The sequence below is a fragment of the Maribacter sp. Asnod1-A12 genome (assembly GCF_045063735.1).
Taxonomy (GTDB): Bacteria; Bacteroidota; Bacteroidia; order Flavobacteriales; family Flavobacteriaceae; genus Maribacter.
In genome coordinates, this window is record NZ_JBEFNZ010000006.1 from 910,943 (window position 1) to 929,127 (window position 18,185).

Here is an 18,185-nt window from a genome sequence, read left to right on the forward strand (position 1 = left end):
TTTATTTCGAATAAGTTAGTCTACAAAATTACTTGATTTCAATTTTCATATAACCACTTTCCTGATTCGTATCTGCTACATACCATGCTGGCTGGCCTTTTTCATCTCTACCCAAGCGCGCACCAGGTACTGGAGGCGTATTTAGTTTATCAAAAGATGATTGCGAGCTAGCAACATGATTACCATTTAAACCTTCCTTAGTAAGGATTCCTACAGCCACCAACTCATCTATTGAAGACAACAAGGTTTTCATCAAGAAATCAACATCATCGCTCGTATACGTAGTGGTCAAGAAACAAGGGAAACCATCCCAGATATGAATACCTTTTTCACGCATACTAACGAATAGTAATTCTGAATAGGGAATATCTTTCTTAAATTTCAGTCTCCATAGAGAACCAAAATAAGTGATTTCTATGGGGAGTCCGTCTTTTGCAAAAGTAGCATTCAAGCTTTTGGCCATGTGCTCTGTCATAGCAGACACATTTGCCTGTAAACTTGGACCTTGTTCTTTCATATGAAGTAAGGCTGCCTTTGATGAAGCTAAAGCCAGGGGATGACGAACAAAAGTACCGGCAAAATAGGTTACACCTACTTCAGGGTACGAATCGTCTCCATATTGCCAGAATCCGCCATCAAGCGCATCCATATATTCTTTTTTACCTACTATGGCACCAATGGAAACTCCGCCACCCATAACTTTACCATAGGTAGCTAAATCTGCTTTGACATCAAATAATGCCTGAGCACCACCTGGATGCATTCTAAAACCTGTAATAACCTCATCGAAAATAAAAGCGATCTCTTCTTTAGTAGTTAGTTCTCTTACATTCTTTATAAATTCTACAGGTTGAAACTCTGGTCTACGACTTTGAACAGGTTCTATAAGCACACCAGCAATTTCATGAGCTCTCTCCTTTATAATCTGCAAACTTTCATCTGTTCCATAATCAAGTATCAACATATTCTGAACCGCTTCTGGCAAAATACCCGCAGCAGCCGGAAATGTTTTTTTCTTTTGGGAACCTCTTACTATACCCTCATCGTTAATACCATGGTAAGCACCCGTAAATGCCACAATAAGCGAACGCCCGGTAACCGTACGTGCAATTCTCATAGCTCCAAGAACGGCTTCTGACCCTGTATTACACAAGGCAGCTCTATCATGACCTGTAAATTCGCATAAAAGTTCACAAACCTCACCTGCTAATGGGTGTTGTGGTCCTACTTCATAACCAAGATCTACTTGTTTATGCATAGCCTCTTTGATAAAATCTGGTTGATAACCAAAGAAACAAGAACCAAATCCATTTAAGGCGTCTATATATTCATTACCATCTACATCCCATAGTCGGTTACCTGAAGATTTACCGATTACCACCGGATATACTAATTCTTTGGTTAAAGGCTTAAAACCAGATACTACTCTAGGATCTGCCATTTTAGCTCTATTATCTTGAGCGTAGTTTTTACTACCAATAGTTTTGGTATTATACTTTTTAGTAAGTTCTTTTAGATACTGCGATTGCGCCTGATCCAATCCCGTTGACTGCTTTTCAATTCTTGGCGATGCACCAAAAGGTTTTTTATGTTCAAGCTTCTCTTTTTCTGAACGAGAATCTAATGTAGCCGATCCATTTACCACTTTTGCCGGAGCAGGCTTTGGAACAGCAACTGGTTGTGGAGCTGGTGTTACCGCATTGCCTTGCAACAACTGAAGCTGCCTACTTAATAAATTAAGCTGTTCACCTATTAAGCCGATAGCCGTTTGATTGGTAGCGGATGTATTATAATTAGCAGGAACAGCTTGTTGCAAAGGATTAACAGCGGCAACTGGCTGAGGAACTGCTTCTACAACCGGTTGTGGCGCCATAAACTCTGCTGGCAAATTCTTATCTAAGTAATTCGCTAGAAGCTCAGGCGTATTAATATCTTCATTTAGCTGTCTAAATGTAATAGGAATCTTAAATTCTTTTTTACATGTAATCGCCATTTGTGTTAGAATTAAAGAATCTAATCCTAATTCTAAAAAGCTACTGTCTTTGTCGGCAACTTCAAGCTCAATTCCGTATGAATTTGAAATTAGCTCTGAAATTTTATTTAAAATAGAGACGTTTCTCATTGGTGCGGCACTTTTTGGTTTTTCTATTATTCTAGTTATTGGTTGATTGACATTCAAATGGGTTCTTTCTTTTGGGATAGAAACCAGAGGATCGATCCAGCATGGTTTACGGTCAAAAACATAAGTTGGTAATCTAAGTTTTTGTCTTTCTTGATTTGTGTACAAAGCGTTCCAATCTATAGTAAGACCAGTTAGCCATAATTGACCTAAAGCTTTTAATACCCCGTGATAAGAATTCTCTTCGTTTTTAGGGATAGGTAATGAAGCTAAAGATTTTATATTTTTTGCGCCTTTATTCTGGCGACTTAAAGTGGTAAGCGTATTACCCGGACCCACTTCTAACAATACAACGTCTTCTAATTTCACTATGGTATCCATAGCATCTGAAAATCGTACGGTATCTCGTAAATGGTTTGTCCAATATACAGCATCTACAGCCTCTTCATTCGTAAGCCAAGTACCTGTAACGGTAGATATTATTGGTAATTCAGGAATGTTTAAATTGATATTCTTGACCACATCACCAAATTCCTCTAAAATAGGATCCATCATAGAAGAATGAAAGGCATGACTGGTAGCAATTAAACGGTATGCTAAGCTCTGCTCTTTTAGAAGCTCACTGAATTTCGTTATCTCATCGTCTTCACCAGATACTACGCATAGCTTTGCTGAGTTTACTGCTGCTATAGATAATGTCTTAGGAAGAATTTTTTCTAAGGATTCTTGGTCTATTCTCACGGTAAGCATGCTCCCTTTTGGAAGTCCGCTGACCAGAATACCCCGCATTGAAACTAATTTCAAGGCATCTTCTAAACTGAATACTCCGGCTAAATGAGCACCTACAAATTCCCCTAAGCTATGTCCGCATAATACGGTAGGCTGTATTCCCCAGCTCATCCATAATTGTGAAAGCGCATATTCTATGGTAAATAAAGCAGGTTGTGTATAACGGGTATCTCGTAACTTATTTTTTGCGTCTTCAGAATTCGCATCCTGAAAAATGATTTCCCTGATATCTACTTTTATGGTGTCTAACAGTAAATCGGCACAAATATCTACAGCTTCTCTAAAAGCGCTTTCCCCATCATATAATTCTTTACCCATATTTAGATACTGGGAACCCTGACCTGGAAGTAGAAATACGATTTCGTTTGGAACGTTTTTTACAATTGATGAATGCGTAGCTTTTTTATCACTATCAACCAACAATACAGAAGCGTCTTTGGTATCACCCGCTAAAATAAATCTACGGTTATTGAAATTAGCTTTGGTAGTACTTAGCGTATAAGCAACATCTGCCAAATTCAATTCTGGTTTAGCATCGATATGTTTTTTTAACACGGTTTCGAATCCCGCTAAACTTGTTTCGGTTTTTGCCGAAATAGGTAGTAGTTGCAAAGGTCGTTGAAATTTGGAAGTCTTCTCCTCCATTTCATATTCCTCTAAAACTACATGAACATTGGTACCACCTACGCCAAAAGAACTTACACCCGCTCTTCGTGAACCTTCAACATTCCAATTAGTCAATTTGTTGTTGACGTAAAACGGACTATTCTCAAAATCAATTACAGGATTAGGTTTTTCAAAACCTAAAGAAGGCGGTATTACTTTATGATTAAATGATAAAATTGTTTTTATTACACCCGCAACACCCGCAGCTGCGGTCATATGCCCCATATTGCTCTTTACAGAACCTAGACCACAAAAATTCTTTTTAGATTGCTCACCAAAAGCCAGATTAAGACCATCTATTTCTATAGGATCCCCTAACGGAGTCGCTGTACCATGTGCTTCTACATAGCTAATGGTATCCGGTGAAATATTGGCATCGTCAATGGCACTTTTAATAGCATTTGCCTGACCTTCTGCACTTGGTGCCGTAAAGCTTCCTTTACCGCCACCATCGTTATTTATACCAACACCTTTTACTACGCCGTAAATAACATCTCCGTCATTTTTGGCTTCTTCTAAATCTTTTAAAACGATTACTCCGGCTCCATCGCTAAAAACAGTTCCCCTTGCTTGAGAATCAAAAGGTCTACAATGACCATCTGTACTTAGCATAGAACCCTCTTGGTAAAGGTGTCCGCTATTTATAGGTGCGGTAATACTAGAACCTCCCGCCAAAGCAACTTCGCAGTGACCGTTACGTATAGATTCTACGGCTTCGGCAATTGCCAATAGTGATGTAGAACATGCTGAATGCACACTAACAGCCGGACCTTTTAAGTTTAATTGATACGCGGTTCTTGAAGCCACATAATCTTTCTCGTTCACCGTATCTAACTGCAGTTGCCCAATGCTTTCTACTACCTCACTATTTGGCAATACATTCTTTTTATAATAGGTATTTGTACCTGTACCAGCGTAAACCCCTACTCTACCTGTATAATGTTCCGGTAAGTGACCAGATTCTTCAAGAGCCTCCCAAGCCAATTCTAAAAATAGACGTTGTTGGGGATCCATAGCTTCTGCCAATTTAGGCGTTAAGCCAAAGAAACGGGCATCAAACTTTTTTGCAGACGGCACAACACCTCTTGCAGCAACATATAACGGGTCATTTCGTAAAGACGCTGGTATACTTTGATCCAATTCTTCCTTCGTGAAAAATGAAATAGTTTCTTTTCCATTTTTTAAGACATCCCAGAATTCATCAATGGTATTTACGCCGGGAAACCGACCTGCCATACCAACAATAGCAACATCGTTAGACTGATTATTGTTTTTCACTTTCCGTTTGCCAGAAAACAATGCTGTTTTCTTATCGCCTCCCATAAATTCTGAAAGAGCTGCAATAGTAGTATGCTGGTATAATTTGGTTACCGGTATTCTTACTTGAAGCGTTTTCATGATAGCATTAACTACCTTTTGTGCTACAATAGAAGTACCGCCCATTTCAAAGAAGTTATCATCTAAACCAATACCCGATACCTTTAGTTCTTTTTCCCAAATACTGGCAAGACCTTTTTCAATCTTGGTACGTGGCTTCCTAAATATGACGTCAGAAGTTGATCTAACGTAACTTGGTTCCGGTAATTTGTCCTTGTCGATTTTACCGTTGGAGTTTGTTGGAAACTCATCTACCCACATAAAAAATGTAGGTACCATAAACTCGGGTAGTTTCTCTACAAGTTCTTTTCTTATACTACTTATTTCAGGTTTTTCACCATCAGCCAGAAGATAAGCGACCAATCTGGCTTCACCTTCTTCATTTGTATTAGGTAAGACAATAGTGCGTTTTATACCCGAAATGGCATCAATAGAAGATTCAATTTCCCCTAATTCAACTCTGTGTCCACGGATTTTAACTTGGTGATCTATTCTACCAATATATTCTAACGTACCATCAGCAAGTCTTCTTACTAAATCACCTGAGCGATACATTTTCTCACCAAGTTCAAATGGATTATCTATAAATTTCTGATCGGTCAGTTCTGGTCTGTTCAAATAACCTCTTGCCAAACCATGACCAGAAATACATAATTCACCAATAACACCAATTGGTTGTAATTGATTATTGGTATTTACTACATGAGAAGATAATGTTGATATGCAATTACCAATATTAGAAACATTGGTTCTAATATCTTCATCATCAATAATATTAAAGGTTGTAAATATGGTCGTTTCTGTAATACCATATCCATTTACAAATTTGATATTCGGAAACTTACGATACCATTTTTCTAGATACTTAGGAAATAAAGCTTCGCCCCCAAAAATGACATAGCGTAAATTTAAATCGATATCACCCGTAGGCAAACTACCCATAATATTCAAAAAAGAAGAAGGCGTTTGGTTTAAAATCGTCACCTTTTCCTTAATTACCAAAGACATGAATTCGTAAGGATCTTTAATCACCTCTTTTGAAGGAATGACTAGTTTACCCCCAAACAATAATGCCCCATACATTTCCCATACCGAGAAATCGAAACAATAGGAATGGAACATAGTCCAAACATCGGTTTCGTTAAAATCATAGAACGGTTCATCGTTTACGAACAAACTAACAATATTTCTATGCTCTAATTGTACCCCTTTTGGCTTACCAGTGGTACCAGAAGTATAAATAATATAAATTAAATCGTCTGGTGTTAATTCATTGTTCTTAATATCTTCAGTAGCATATTCATCAACCGTATTTTTAAACTCTTTAATTGCCGTAGCATCAACCGTAAAATCGCAATTACTATCTTCCTTTATGTAATTGATACGCTCAATAGGGTAATTAGGATCAACAGGCACATAAACTGCCCCAGCCTTCATAATACCCAACATACTTATGATCAACCATTCGCTACGTTCTAGTATTAAACAGGCAAAATCTCCTTTGGTAGCGCCATGTTTTTTAATAAGATAGTCTGCAAATTGATTCGATAGCCTATGAAGCTCATCATATGTTAAACTGGTATCTTCATAAACTACGGCAATATTATCAGGTGTTTTAGCAGCCTGTTCATTTAAAAGATCAATAATAGTTTTCTCTCTTGGATAGTTTACGGCAGTTTTATTGAATGTATTTAATAAGGTAGAACGTTCTTTTGCGGAAAGGAAATCAACTTTTCCAATTTCTAGCATCGGTTGTTCAATTAAACTAGTTATAATATTTTTATAGTGAATTATTAATGGCTCAATTAGAGATCTTTCAAATACCTCTTCATTATAAATGACATCGAACTTTATTTGCTCGTCATCAACTTCAAGTAAGAATTTAAGGTTGGCATCACAATCAACTTCACCTACAAATTCAATAGTCTCATCTTTACTTTTAGTTTTATTTGAATTCTTATCTTCTATACCCAAGGTATTTATAGAAAGTACAACGTCTAACAATGAGTTTTGTCCATTGTTATCTATTAGATCAAAATCATTTAAGAAATCGTTTGTAGCAAAGTAATTAGCAAAATTTGATATTAATCTCTTTTCTGTATTGTTATAAATTGAATTGAAATCAAAAGAAGGCTCTATTGTATTTCTAAAAAGTGATACGTTATTGTTTACACCTAAACGCTCATTATTGTTGATAATTAACCCAAAGGCTATATCTGTTTGACTTGTATACCTATGTAGTAGCACAGCAAGAGATGCCACTAAGAAACTCTCCAAATTATCTGGAGCAGAAACATACGAACGAATATTGCTCGTTGTTTCATTTGAAAAATAGGTGCGTAGTAAAGATCCTTTACCTGCACTATTCCTTAATGATATTTTTCTATTAGGCAGGTCCAACAATTTAATATCATCTGATAATAAATTATTCCAATACGCTTTTGCAGTATTGGAATTAGCACCTTCATTTTTAGCTTTCATATCTAAACACGATATAATTAATGACTTCGTAGGTTAAAAACTGGAGTTGTAAATTCTTAGAACATTTATAAAACATATTTCTGTAATAGCCTATTGGGCTAAAAACAAATCGATTTGTATTAATTTCCAAGTTATTCAAAACTACTTTTGGGTAATAACTAGTCAATTTCAAGACTAATTGTATCAGTAAAATTAGCAAAACTTAAATATAAACTTGATTCAAACATACCATATCAACGATGATATTTTGAAAATATTTTTTATAATTAATTGATATTCAATGTTTTAAATTTTAAAATTAAAGATATCACACTGAATTCATATTTTTAACCTATAAAATTTCATCGAACAAAAAAATACGTTCCTCGATACTATTTTTTGAAGTTGAAACACCAATAGATAAATTGTTAGATTTTTAGGATAAGTCGTAGCATAAAATCAGCCCAGTACTATTTTATATCATTACAAGGAATACATCTGTCATTCATTATGAAGATGATTTGTTTAATACATCTAAACCATCAGAATTAAAATTAAAACTTCCAAAGTCATGTTTCGTTAATTTTCAGAAATCATTCCACTACTTAGCCGTGTTATTATCTAATACGCTTTGAAGTGTTTTTGCCATTACTATATCATTAGGCGGGGCAAACATTGTTAAATGCTCTCCTGGCACATAATGTAGGTCAATCCCTTTTTCTGCAAAAGATTTCCACCCTAAATGAACACTATCATGGGTATAATCAATGACATCTTGAATTCTAAATAAATCTGCCTTTATCGGTAACGGCTTTAAATGGTATCTATCTACTACTTTGTTATGTTCAATAATTCGTTGTTCATATTCCCAATCGTAATCCATTTTAGACAAGGTATTTTTATCTTTCTTTAAACGCAGATAAAACTTCTTCAAATTAGCTTTTGTCACGCCAACACGATAATTAAAACCTTCTCTACTTAACAATAGTTGTTTTAAGACATGTAATGTTTTATTCGCTATATAATTACCGTAAGCAAGTTTTTTACCTAAACTAGTGCTCTTACCATAATGGGCATAAGCATACGTATCCAATAACGCCAAGGTAGAAACTTCTTCCCCTTTATCCATTAATTGCCTAGCCATTTCATAAGCGATAATACCGCCAGAAGAATAACCTGCCAACATATATGGTCCTTTAGGCTGTGTTGCCACAAGGGCTTCATTATAATGCGCTGCTATTTCTTCAACAGAAGTCAACAATTCCTCTTTACCATTTAAACCTTTAGCTTGAAAACCATAAATTGGCTGATCAGGGTTCATGTGGTCTTTAAGGGTTTTGAATGAAAGTATATTTAAGCCTGCACCATGCACTATAAATAATGGGGCTTTAGACCCATTAGGTTGAATTGGCACCATAGCATCCCATGTTACCGTATGTTCTTCGATTTTTAATAAGCTCGCAAGGCTCTTGACCGTCGAATATTCGAACAAAGAAGAAAGCGGTAATCGTTGACCAGATTTTTCTTCTAATCTAGTCATCACCTTGGCAGCAATCAATGAATGTCCTCCTAATTCAAAGAAGTCATCGTTTAAATTTACATTATCTAAGAATAAACACTCTTTCCATACTTCTGAAACTAACTTTTCTGCCTTGGTAAAAGGTTGAATACTTTCTACTTTACTGGTGATGATATTAGTATCTTCTGGCAGACTTTTTCGATCTAACTTACCATTTAGGGTAATTGGCAATTCTGCTAGTTTAATATATTCATGTGGTAACATGAATACCGGCAATTCTTCAGCTAATTGATTTTTCCAATGTAACACCTCTTCTTCCCAATCAGCATCATTACCATTATATACAATGTACGCTTTTAAGGCATTATTTCGAACATCGGTAGCTGCAGCTGCAACACCTTTTAATTTATGCAACGCATGTTCAATTTCACCCAGTTCTATTCGATGCCCACGCACTTTTACTTGTCCGTCTTTTCGACCCAAACATTCTATTTGACCGTTAGGTAAAAGTCTACCTAAATCACCAGACAAATACATTTTCGTTTCATCAATAGCGCTATAAGTATCATTTACAAAGCGTTCGTTGGTAAAATCCTCTTGACCTAAATAACCCAAAGTTACGCCATCTCCTCCTATCGCTAATTCTCCTACTTCTCCTCTTGAAACGGGATTACCATGGGTATCTAAAATATAGATGTTAGTATTAGCAATGGGCTTACCAATGGTAATTGGATCATCTTGAGGTGAAATTTTTGTAAGTATGCAGCAAACGGTAGTTTCTGTAGGTCCATAAATATTCCATACCTCATCACATTTTTCAATTAATTGAAGAGAGAGTGATTTAGAAACAGGCTCACCACCTATTAATGCTTTTAAATGTAATGGTTTTTTCCAACCGGAATCAAGTAGAATTTGCCAAATAGTTGGTGTACCCCACATCATCGTAATTTTATCTTTAATTGCTTTCTGCAATAACAAATACCCATCTTTTCGAGTATTTTCATCCACCAATACAACACTGGCACCATGTATTAATGGTAAGAAAATTTCCATTACCATGGCATCAAACGAAATTGTAGTAGTAGAAAATATTCTGTCTTCAGAACTAATTCCCGGCTCTTTACCCATGGAATATAGAAGATTGATTACATTTTTATGCGTAACCTGAACGCCTTTAGGCTTACCTGTAGACCCAGAGGTGTAAATAATATAAGCTCCAGCATCAGAAGACACACTTATATCTTCATAACTTTGTTCGTTATATGAAAATATATTTTCAATGAAAATTGTTTTAGCATTGTGAACCAATGCTTTTTTTGACTGATCACAGATAAAGAAATCAGCGTCGGCATCAGACAACATCAAATTTGCACGATTATCAGGGTAGCCTGTATCTATAGGTACATACCTAGCGCCACATTGAAGAATTGCAAAAAGTGATATTATTAATTCAGGTGATCTTTCAAGAGAAATACCAACTGTTACTCCCGGTCCAACACCTTCTTGCCATAAGTAACCTGCACTACTATTAATTTTACGTTGCATTTCTGCATACGTTATTTTCTCATCATTCAATTCTAACGCTATGGCATTAGGTGTACTTGTAGCCTGTTCGTGAAATAATTCGTGAAGTGTAGTATTTGGGTATTCTAATAAAACGCCTTTTACTGCATGATCTATTTTATCTTTACCAATTATATCAGAAAGTTTTGAATTTGGATCAGCTACCAATGTATTTAAAATAGCCTCAAAAGATTTACCCATAGTAAGTATGGTACTTTCTTTAAAGAGATTCGTATTGTACGACCATTCGAGTACAATATTTTCTTTAGAACCGGTTGCGTTCAAAAACAATTCAAATGTTTCATATTCACGGGCATTACTATGGTATTTGAAATCAAGACCAGAAAAAGCAACCCCGTCGTCTAGATCCATATCTACGTTAAAAACCACAGGTACCAACGGCACTCTACCCGGTGTTCTGCTTAAATTTAAATTTTTCAACAAACTACCAAAAGTCAACTCTTGATTATCAAAAGCATCAAAATTGGTAGATTTTCTTTTCTTCAGGTAGGTAAGAAAAGTATCTTTCATATTCATACTTCCTTTTATGGGAAGCAACTTAACGCAGTGCCCTATAAGATGTTTTGCACCCATAACCGATTGACCTGCAACAGGAAGTCCGAGCACAATGCTATTTTGTGTTGTGATCTTATATAAAAGAATTTCAAAAGCAGCCATTAGAGTAAGTACCAAGCTTGAATTAGCTTTTATACCCGTCTGCTTTACCTTCTTTACGATATCCTTATTTAAAAATTGATTTATACGTGCTCCATTGTATGTTCTTTTGGTCACTGGTCCAAAATCGGTAGGTAGGTTGGTTTTAGGCACATCCCCTTTATACACATTTAACCAATAATTTTCGGTGCGTAAAAACTCGTCACTTAACTTAATCTCATTCTGTTGCGTTACATAATCTGAATATGGCACAGCCTCAGGTAGCGTATGTTGTCTATTCTCAACTTTTGAAGAATACAAAGCTCCGATTTCTTGCATGATTATGCCTACAGACCATCCATCACAAACAATATGGTGCGTATTAATGACCAATTGGTGCATTTGATCTTCAACCTTTAGAAGTGCAAAACGTATTAAAGGTCCTTTAGTTAAATTAAAAGCGGTATTCGTATCTTGTTTTGTGTAATTCGTTAATTCAATTTCCCTATCTGCAATGTTAAGTTTACTAAAATCTTGAAAATCTATACTTGCACCTTGTGAAGAAAATACATTAATATATTTACCATCAGGACTAAATACGGAACGTAAAGATTCATGCCTACTTATTAGCATGTCAAGTGCCCATTGTAACGCTGTTATATTTAATTGACCAGAAAATTCTATCGTTAGTGATAGGTTGTAAGCTCTATTTGCATCATCACCTCCAAAATAACAAGAATACCAAATTTCTTCTTGTGCATCTGTAGTACGCAAAATATGTTTAATCTCGGGTCCTTCAAAAGGATTAAAATGTGTTAGTACTTCCAAAATATGTAACTAAATAGGTTTATTAAAGGTTGGGGAAACCGTTGTTTGGTAACTTTATTTATCAAGTCAATTTTAAAAAAACAATGTTCAAAAGGTTAACATTAATCTTTTACGTGTTAAATATATTTATAATCCTTAAAAAACATATTTTGTTTCGCTGATGTGTAAATAAAAAGAGTTGTTTGTAGATAAGACCAAAATTAAGCAAAGGAACAATTGCTTCTTAATAACAGTTCTCATGATTTTAAAACCATAAAAATTTAGCTAGGTATAAAATAACAAAGTCCCGAATTTATATAGATTCGGGACTTTCTTTAAATAATTATTAATGGTTTTTTTCAACACTATACCTTCAACAGTTTTTCAGTCAAAATTTTAGCATATAGTATTTGATTTTGTTCAATAGTACTATATGAATCTCGAGCCAATTGATTTGTAGCTTTTTTTTCTACTACAAATCTTTCGACTTTCTTATTCTTTACATTTTTCTTAATCCTAAAATAAGGCTTAAGATGCATATAGCAATTTTCAAGAGATACTAACTTTTTGTTTTGATAGGCAAAAGTCAGTCTACTCGGCAAGATGTTAGATATCATAATAAGGTGGTTTAAGTTTGATATAATAACGGGGAAATTTCACAATAATTTCAAAAACGTAGTTTTATTCCTACTTGTTCCGAAATGTAAGTACATATTTACTTGACAGTTTAAACATAAGTCAAAAAAATAAATTATCCAGTAAAAAATCAAGTATTTTATAAAAAATTAACTTAATTACTTTTATAATGATAAAAAATACATCGCTAAAATTGTATTTTATGAATTGAACTGTGATATAAATTTTTATCTCTTAACGCTATAAAGAACATCTAACAAATCTTACTACAAAACACCAAACACCTAATAAACATGGCACTTGGCAATATCAAACTAAAAACAAGCAAGTAGGTTATTAAGCTTTTAACATCATTTCGGTTTATTAAAATGGTCAGCCTTCTTCAAATTATCAAATAAATTCATTTTCTAAAAAGTGTAATAACCACAGTTTAACGATTATATCATTAGTTAATCTAAGGTTTACTTTTTTAGCGCCCAAAACACAAATAATATTCTAAATTTGTATCATAACCATTAACCACAGTTACAAGATGTTGTATTTTAATAAGCATCTTAATAACTTCTAATACTTAAATTATTATAATCTAGGTAGTGGTAAAACAAATTTTACTGAAAACCAGTTATACTATTTTAAAAATGATTCCCCTTGTAGAAAACAATTCCATAATTATTTTATTCAGTATTTAAGCGATCCATACACTGGCAATGGCTTAATTGGGCAATATCATATCAAAAAGATAGTTACTATTTAGTATATTTAAATTTAGACTTTAGATTAAAAAATAAATTTTATAAATCCATTTTACAACCCTATGAAAGTAGCATTAATTACTGGAGTTACAGGACAAGACGGCGCCTATTTGAGTGAGTTTTTATTAAAAAAAGGTTATCAAGTACACGGTCTTAAGAGAAGAGCATCATTGTTCAACACAGACAGAATTGACCACCTATATCAAGACCCACATATTGAGAATAGAAATTTTGTACTTCACTATGGTGATATGACAGATAGTACTAATCTTATTAGATTAATACAAGAGATTCAACCAGATGAGATTTATAATTTAGCGGCAATGAGCCATGTTCATGTATCTTTTGAAGTTCCTGAATATACTGGTAATGCCGATGGTTTAGGTACACTTAGAATTTTAGATGCCGTTCGTTTATTAGGTCTTGAGAAAAAGACACGTATTTACCAAGCATCAACTTCAGAATTATACGGAAAAGTGCAAGAAGTACCTCAATCAGAGACTACTCCTTTCTACCCACGTAGCCCATATGCAGTAGCTAAAATGTATGCATTTTGGATTACCGTTAACTATAGAGAAGCTTATAATATGTTCGCTTGTAATGGTATTCTTTTTAATCATGAATCACCAATTAGAGGAGAAACTTTTGTTACCAGAAAAATCACAAGAGCTGCAGCAAGAATTGGTCTAGGCTTACAAGATAAAATTTACCTGGGTAATTTAGATGCACAACGAGATTGGGGCCATGCCAAAGATTACGTGCGTATGATGTGGATGATTCTTCAAGCTGATGAGGCAGAAGACTGGGTAATAGCTACTGGTAAAACCACACCTGTTCGTGAATTTGTAAGAATGGCATTCGCAGAAATGGGTATTGAAATAGAATTCAAAGGTGAAGGTGTAGATGAAAAAGGATATGTAAAATCATGTTCTAACCCAGAGATACAAGTAGAAATCGGCAAAGAAGTTCTTGCGGTTGATCCTAAATATTTTAGACCAACAGAGGTTGAGTTATTAATTGGTGATGCAACAAAAGCAAATACCAAATTAGGTTGGATTCCTGAATATGACTTACAAGGCTTGGTAAAAGACATGATGACCCATGATTTAAAATTGATGCAAAAAGATCAATATTTGAAAAAAGGTGGTTATGTAACCTTTAATTATTTTGAATAGATAATTCTGTATTATCATTCTTTTAATCAATAGGTAAATTACGCCAAATGTTAAATAAAGAAGCTAAAATATATATAGCAGGTCATCGTGGTCTGGTGGGTAGTGCGATTGTTAAAAACCTCAAAAATAGAGGGTATTCTAACTTAATTTTTAGAACGCACAAAGAACTAGACCTGACCAATGCAACAAAAGTTGCCGAGTTTTTTGAGATAGAAAAACCGGCATATGTTATTCTTGCCGCTGCCAAAGTAGGCGGTATCGTCGCAAATAATACATACAGGGCAGATTTCATTTATGAGAATCTAATGATTCAGAACAATGTTATACACCAAAGTTATCTTCATGGAGTTAAAAAGCTACTCTTTTTAGGAAGCACATGCATTTATCCTAAAACTTGCCCGCAACCCATGAAAGAGGATTATTTGTTGACAGATGTACTTGAATACACAAATGAACCATATGCTATCGCTAAAATTGCGGGCATTAAAATGTGTGAAAGTTACAATTTGCAGTATGATACGAATTTTATTTCTGTCATGCCCACAAACCTGTACGGCCCTAATGACAACTTTGATTTAGAAAAGTCACATGTTCTGCCAGCGTTAATACGTAAAATGCACTTGGGTCGCGCGCTTGAAAATAATGACTGGGACGCGATCTCATCAGATTTAAATGCGTTACCGATTGAAGGTGTCGATGGCAATGCTACTAAAAATGAAATTCTTTCAATTTTAGATAAGTATGGCATTTCATTGAAAGATAATGTCGTTCACTTAGAAATATGGGGTTCTGGTAATCCTATGCGAGAATTTCTTTGGAGTGAAGACATGGCAGATGCCTGTGTATTTATAATGGAACAGAGAGACTTTAAAGATTGTTATGCACAAAGTACCAAAGAAGTGCGCAACACACATATTAATATAGGTACAGGAGTAGATATCTCTATAAAAGATTTGGCTTTGTTGATACAACAAACCATTGATTTTAAAGGCCAATTATACTTTAATACCGAAAAACCAGATGGTACATTAAAAAAACTAACAGACCCCCAAAAATTACATGCCCTTGGATGGAAACATACCGTTTCATTATCTCAAGGAATCGAACAACTTTATTCTTGGTATACTACTAAGAAATAGTTGTCATTTACCTACAGATTTCTATCAAACTTAAATTTACAATTAAGTAATAGTCAGGTGACTGTTACTTAATTGTAATAATCTATCATTAGCTGTTTGCCCAACCATTACTAAAAGCTGAAAATGAAGAAATCTAATTTCATAATACCGATATCGTTTGTTGTACATATACTGTTCATCAACCTAACGTTATTTGTACACATACCAAAAGTTTATCTTAATGGTTATAGTATACTTTACTACAACCTAACTTGGCTCATAACCACTTATAGCTTGAACTTCTACCCTACTGCCAGAAGAGATGGTTTTATGACCAATCTTAAAACTTTTATAGTGCTTTTTGTCATCTATGGTTTGGTGTATTTTACCTCATTTGTCTTTTTAGGTATAGACTCTTACACACCTCTTTATTTAATATTGGTGTATTTACAAATTTGTTTTTTACTCACGCTTTTCAGGGTGTTGTTTTACTGGGCGAAAAAATTATACAGAACTAAAGGATATAATAGTACACGAGTAGTCGTTATAGGTAAAGATAAAAACCTGCAAAAACTTAGACGTATTTTCGATAATCCGGAATATGGATATCAGTACATGGGTTATTTTGATAATTCTAAATCTAACAGTAATGCTTATCTAGGGGACATAGAAAATTCATTCAGTTATATTTTTGAAAACAATGTTGAAGAAGTATACTGTATGGCATCTAAGTTATCGAAGGCAGAGATACAGTATGTCATGAAGATTGCCGATAACAGTCTAAAGAGAATTAAAATAATTCCTGATAACAAAGAGTTGTTTTCAAGAGCGATGTCATTAGAATTATACGGTGCCGTACCCATTCTAAATTTAAGAGCTTCTCCTTTAGACTTAGATTACTCCAATCTGATTAAACGAATTTTCGATATTATCATTTCAAGTGTTGCTATTATTGGCATACTTTCTTGGATGACACCTATCGTTTATATTTTAATGAAAATAGATAGCAAAGGTCCGTTATTCTTTAAGCAACAGCGCCACGGTGTTAATAGAGATGTATTTTGGTGCTACAAGTTCAGGTCCATGACTAAAAGTGGCACGAGCGATACGCAAATGGCCACTAAAAATGACGTTCGGGTTACTAAACTGGGTAAAATTCTTAGAAAGACCAGTATAGACGAACTACCTCAATTTTTCAATGTTTTAATGGGTGATATGAGCGTTGTCGGCCCTCGGCCACATATGGTGGTGCACACACAGCAGTACGAAGGTTCTGTAGACAAGTATTTGGTTCGTCATTTCTTAAAACCAGGTATAACCGGTTTAGCTCAGATTCAAGGGTGTAGAGGCGAAATAATTAATAGGTCTGATATTGTAAACAGAGTTCGTTATGATATTTTTTATATGGAAAAATGGTCTCTTGCCCTAGATGCTAAAATCGTTTTCCTTACCATATACAATGCTATAAAAGGAGAAGAGCGAGCATATTGATTCAAAAATTAATTAAGAATATTTGATTAGTCCGGATCAACTATAATAGAGAAATCACAGGCAATTTATCTACTAATCGTTTATCTTGAACACACAGTAATGGTGTTAGGCTAAACACCATAAACTCGTTCTTATTTTTTAAATATTTTTTTTAGACCATTAAAAAGTATAAGAGCAACAAAGCCAACTAATAGACCAACAACAAATTCTACCAAAATACTAGGTACACCCGGCAAAATATGATGTAAAAAATCAATATTGTGTACGAATATACCCCCAGACACCAATAACAGAGCGAGTGTTCCAATCACTGACAATGCCTTAATTACCATGGGCAAGGCATTGACAAAGAACCTTCCTATTTTATCTGAAATAGAATTTTCTTCTTTATTTAAGTTAATTAATTTTAATCCGAATTCATCCATACGTACAATTAGTGCTACAATACCATAAACTCCGATAGTGGCAATTAATGCTACAACCGAGACCACCGCAATTTGTGTTACCAATGGCTCTTGTATTACTGCACCTAAAGCGATGATGACGATTTCGATCGATAATATAAAATCAGTTACAATAGCAGATTTCACTTTCGTTTTTTCCAATTCAAGAATCTCTGCTTCTGTCATTGGCTTTATATCGGCGGCACTAAGCTCATTTTCATGTGGTACAAAAAATTCATATATTTTTTCAGCTCCTTCAAAGGCAAGGTAGATTCCACCTAGCACCAAAACTACGGTTACCGCCCATGGTAAAAATGCGCTCAACAGAAATGCAATAGGCAATATTATTATTTTATTCAACAACGAACCTTTAGTAATAGCCCATAATACAGGTAATTCTCGTTGAGAGACGAATCCTGAAGCTTTCTCTGCATTCACAGCTAAATCGTCACCTAAAATACCAGCTGTCTTCTTAGTAGCTATTTTACTCATTGCCGCTACATCGTCTAAAAGTGCTGCTACATCATCTAATATTGCAAAAAATCCTGAAGCCATGTATTACTAATTTTAATCAAAAATAATTTAACCATTTCATTTATGGGAATTCTATCAGTAA

Annotated in this window: 6 protein-coding genes; 3 read left to right on the plus strand and 3 right to left on the minus strand. The window is 34.6% G+C overall.

Going from position 1 to position 18,185, the window contains the following annotated elements; translation table 11 throughout:
• Positions 1–28: 28 nt before the first annotated feature.
• Both ACJJVP_RS03805 and ACJJVP_RS03810 read right to left on the minus strand, forming a co-directional pair.
• A complete protein-coding gene (locus tag ACJJVP_RS03805) occupies positions 29–7,432 on the minus strand; it encodes an amino acid adenylation domain-containing protein (RefSeq protein ID WP_405410864.1) in 7,404 nt (2,467 codons plus the stop codon).
• Between the two features lie 580 nt (positions 7,433–8,012).
• The gene (locus tag ACJJVP_RS03810; RefSeq protein WP_405410867.1) at positions 8,013–11,975 is read right to left on the minus strand and encodes a non-ribosomal peptide synthetase; all 3,963 of its coding nucleotides are present in this window, start codon (positions 11,973–11,975) and stop codon (positions 8,013–8,015) included.
• A 1,429-nt stretch (positions 11,976–13,404) separates the two neighbouring features.
• On the opposite strand from ACJJVP_RS03810, the gene gmd reads away from it, so the two are divergent.
• The 3 genes from gmd (at position 13,405) to ACJJVP_RS03825 (ending at position 17,126) form a co-directional block, all read left to right on the plus strand.
• Positions 13,405–14,517, plus strand: a complete 1,113-nt coding sequence (gmd, locus tag ACJJVP_RS03815; protein ID WP_405410869.1) for a GDP-mannose 4,6-dehydratase — start codon at positions 13,405–13,407, stop codon at positions 14,515–14,517.
• Positions 14,518–14,564: 47 nt separating this feature from the next.
• The gene (locus tag ACJJVP_RS03820; RefSeq protein ID WP_405410872.1) at positions 14,565–15,656 is read left to right on the plus strand and encodes a GDP-L-fucose synthase family protein; all 1,092 of its coding nucleotides are present in this window, start codon (positions 14,565–14,567) and stop codon (positions 15,654–15,656) included.
• Positions 15,657–15,779: 123 nt separating this feature from the next.
• Positions 15,780–17,126: an undecaprenyl-phosphate glucose phosphotransferase gene (locus ACJJVP_RS03825; RefSeq protein WP_405410874.1), complete on the plus strand. Its 1,347-nt coding sequence runs from the start codon at positions 15,780–15,782 to the stop codon at positions 17,124–17,126.
• Between the two features lie 131 nt (positions 17,127–17,257).
• Here ACJJVP_RS03825 and ACJJVP_RS03830 read toward each other — a convergent pair whose 3' ends face one another.
• Positions 17,258–18,124 (minus strand): DUF808 domain-containing protein, encoded by an 867-nt coding sequence (locus tag ACJJVP_RS03830; protein WP_405410876.1) that lies wholly within the window; start codon positions 18,122–18,124, stop codon positions 17,258–17,260.
• Between the last annotated feature and the right edge of the window lie 61 nt (positions 18,125–18,185).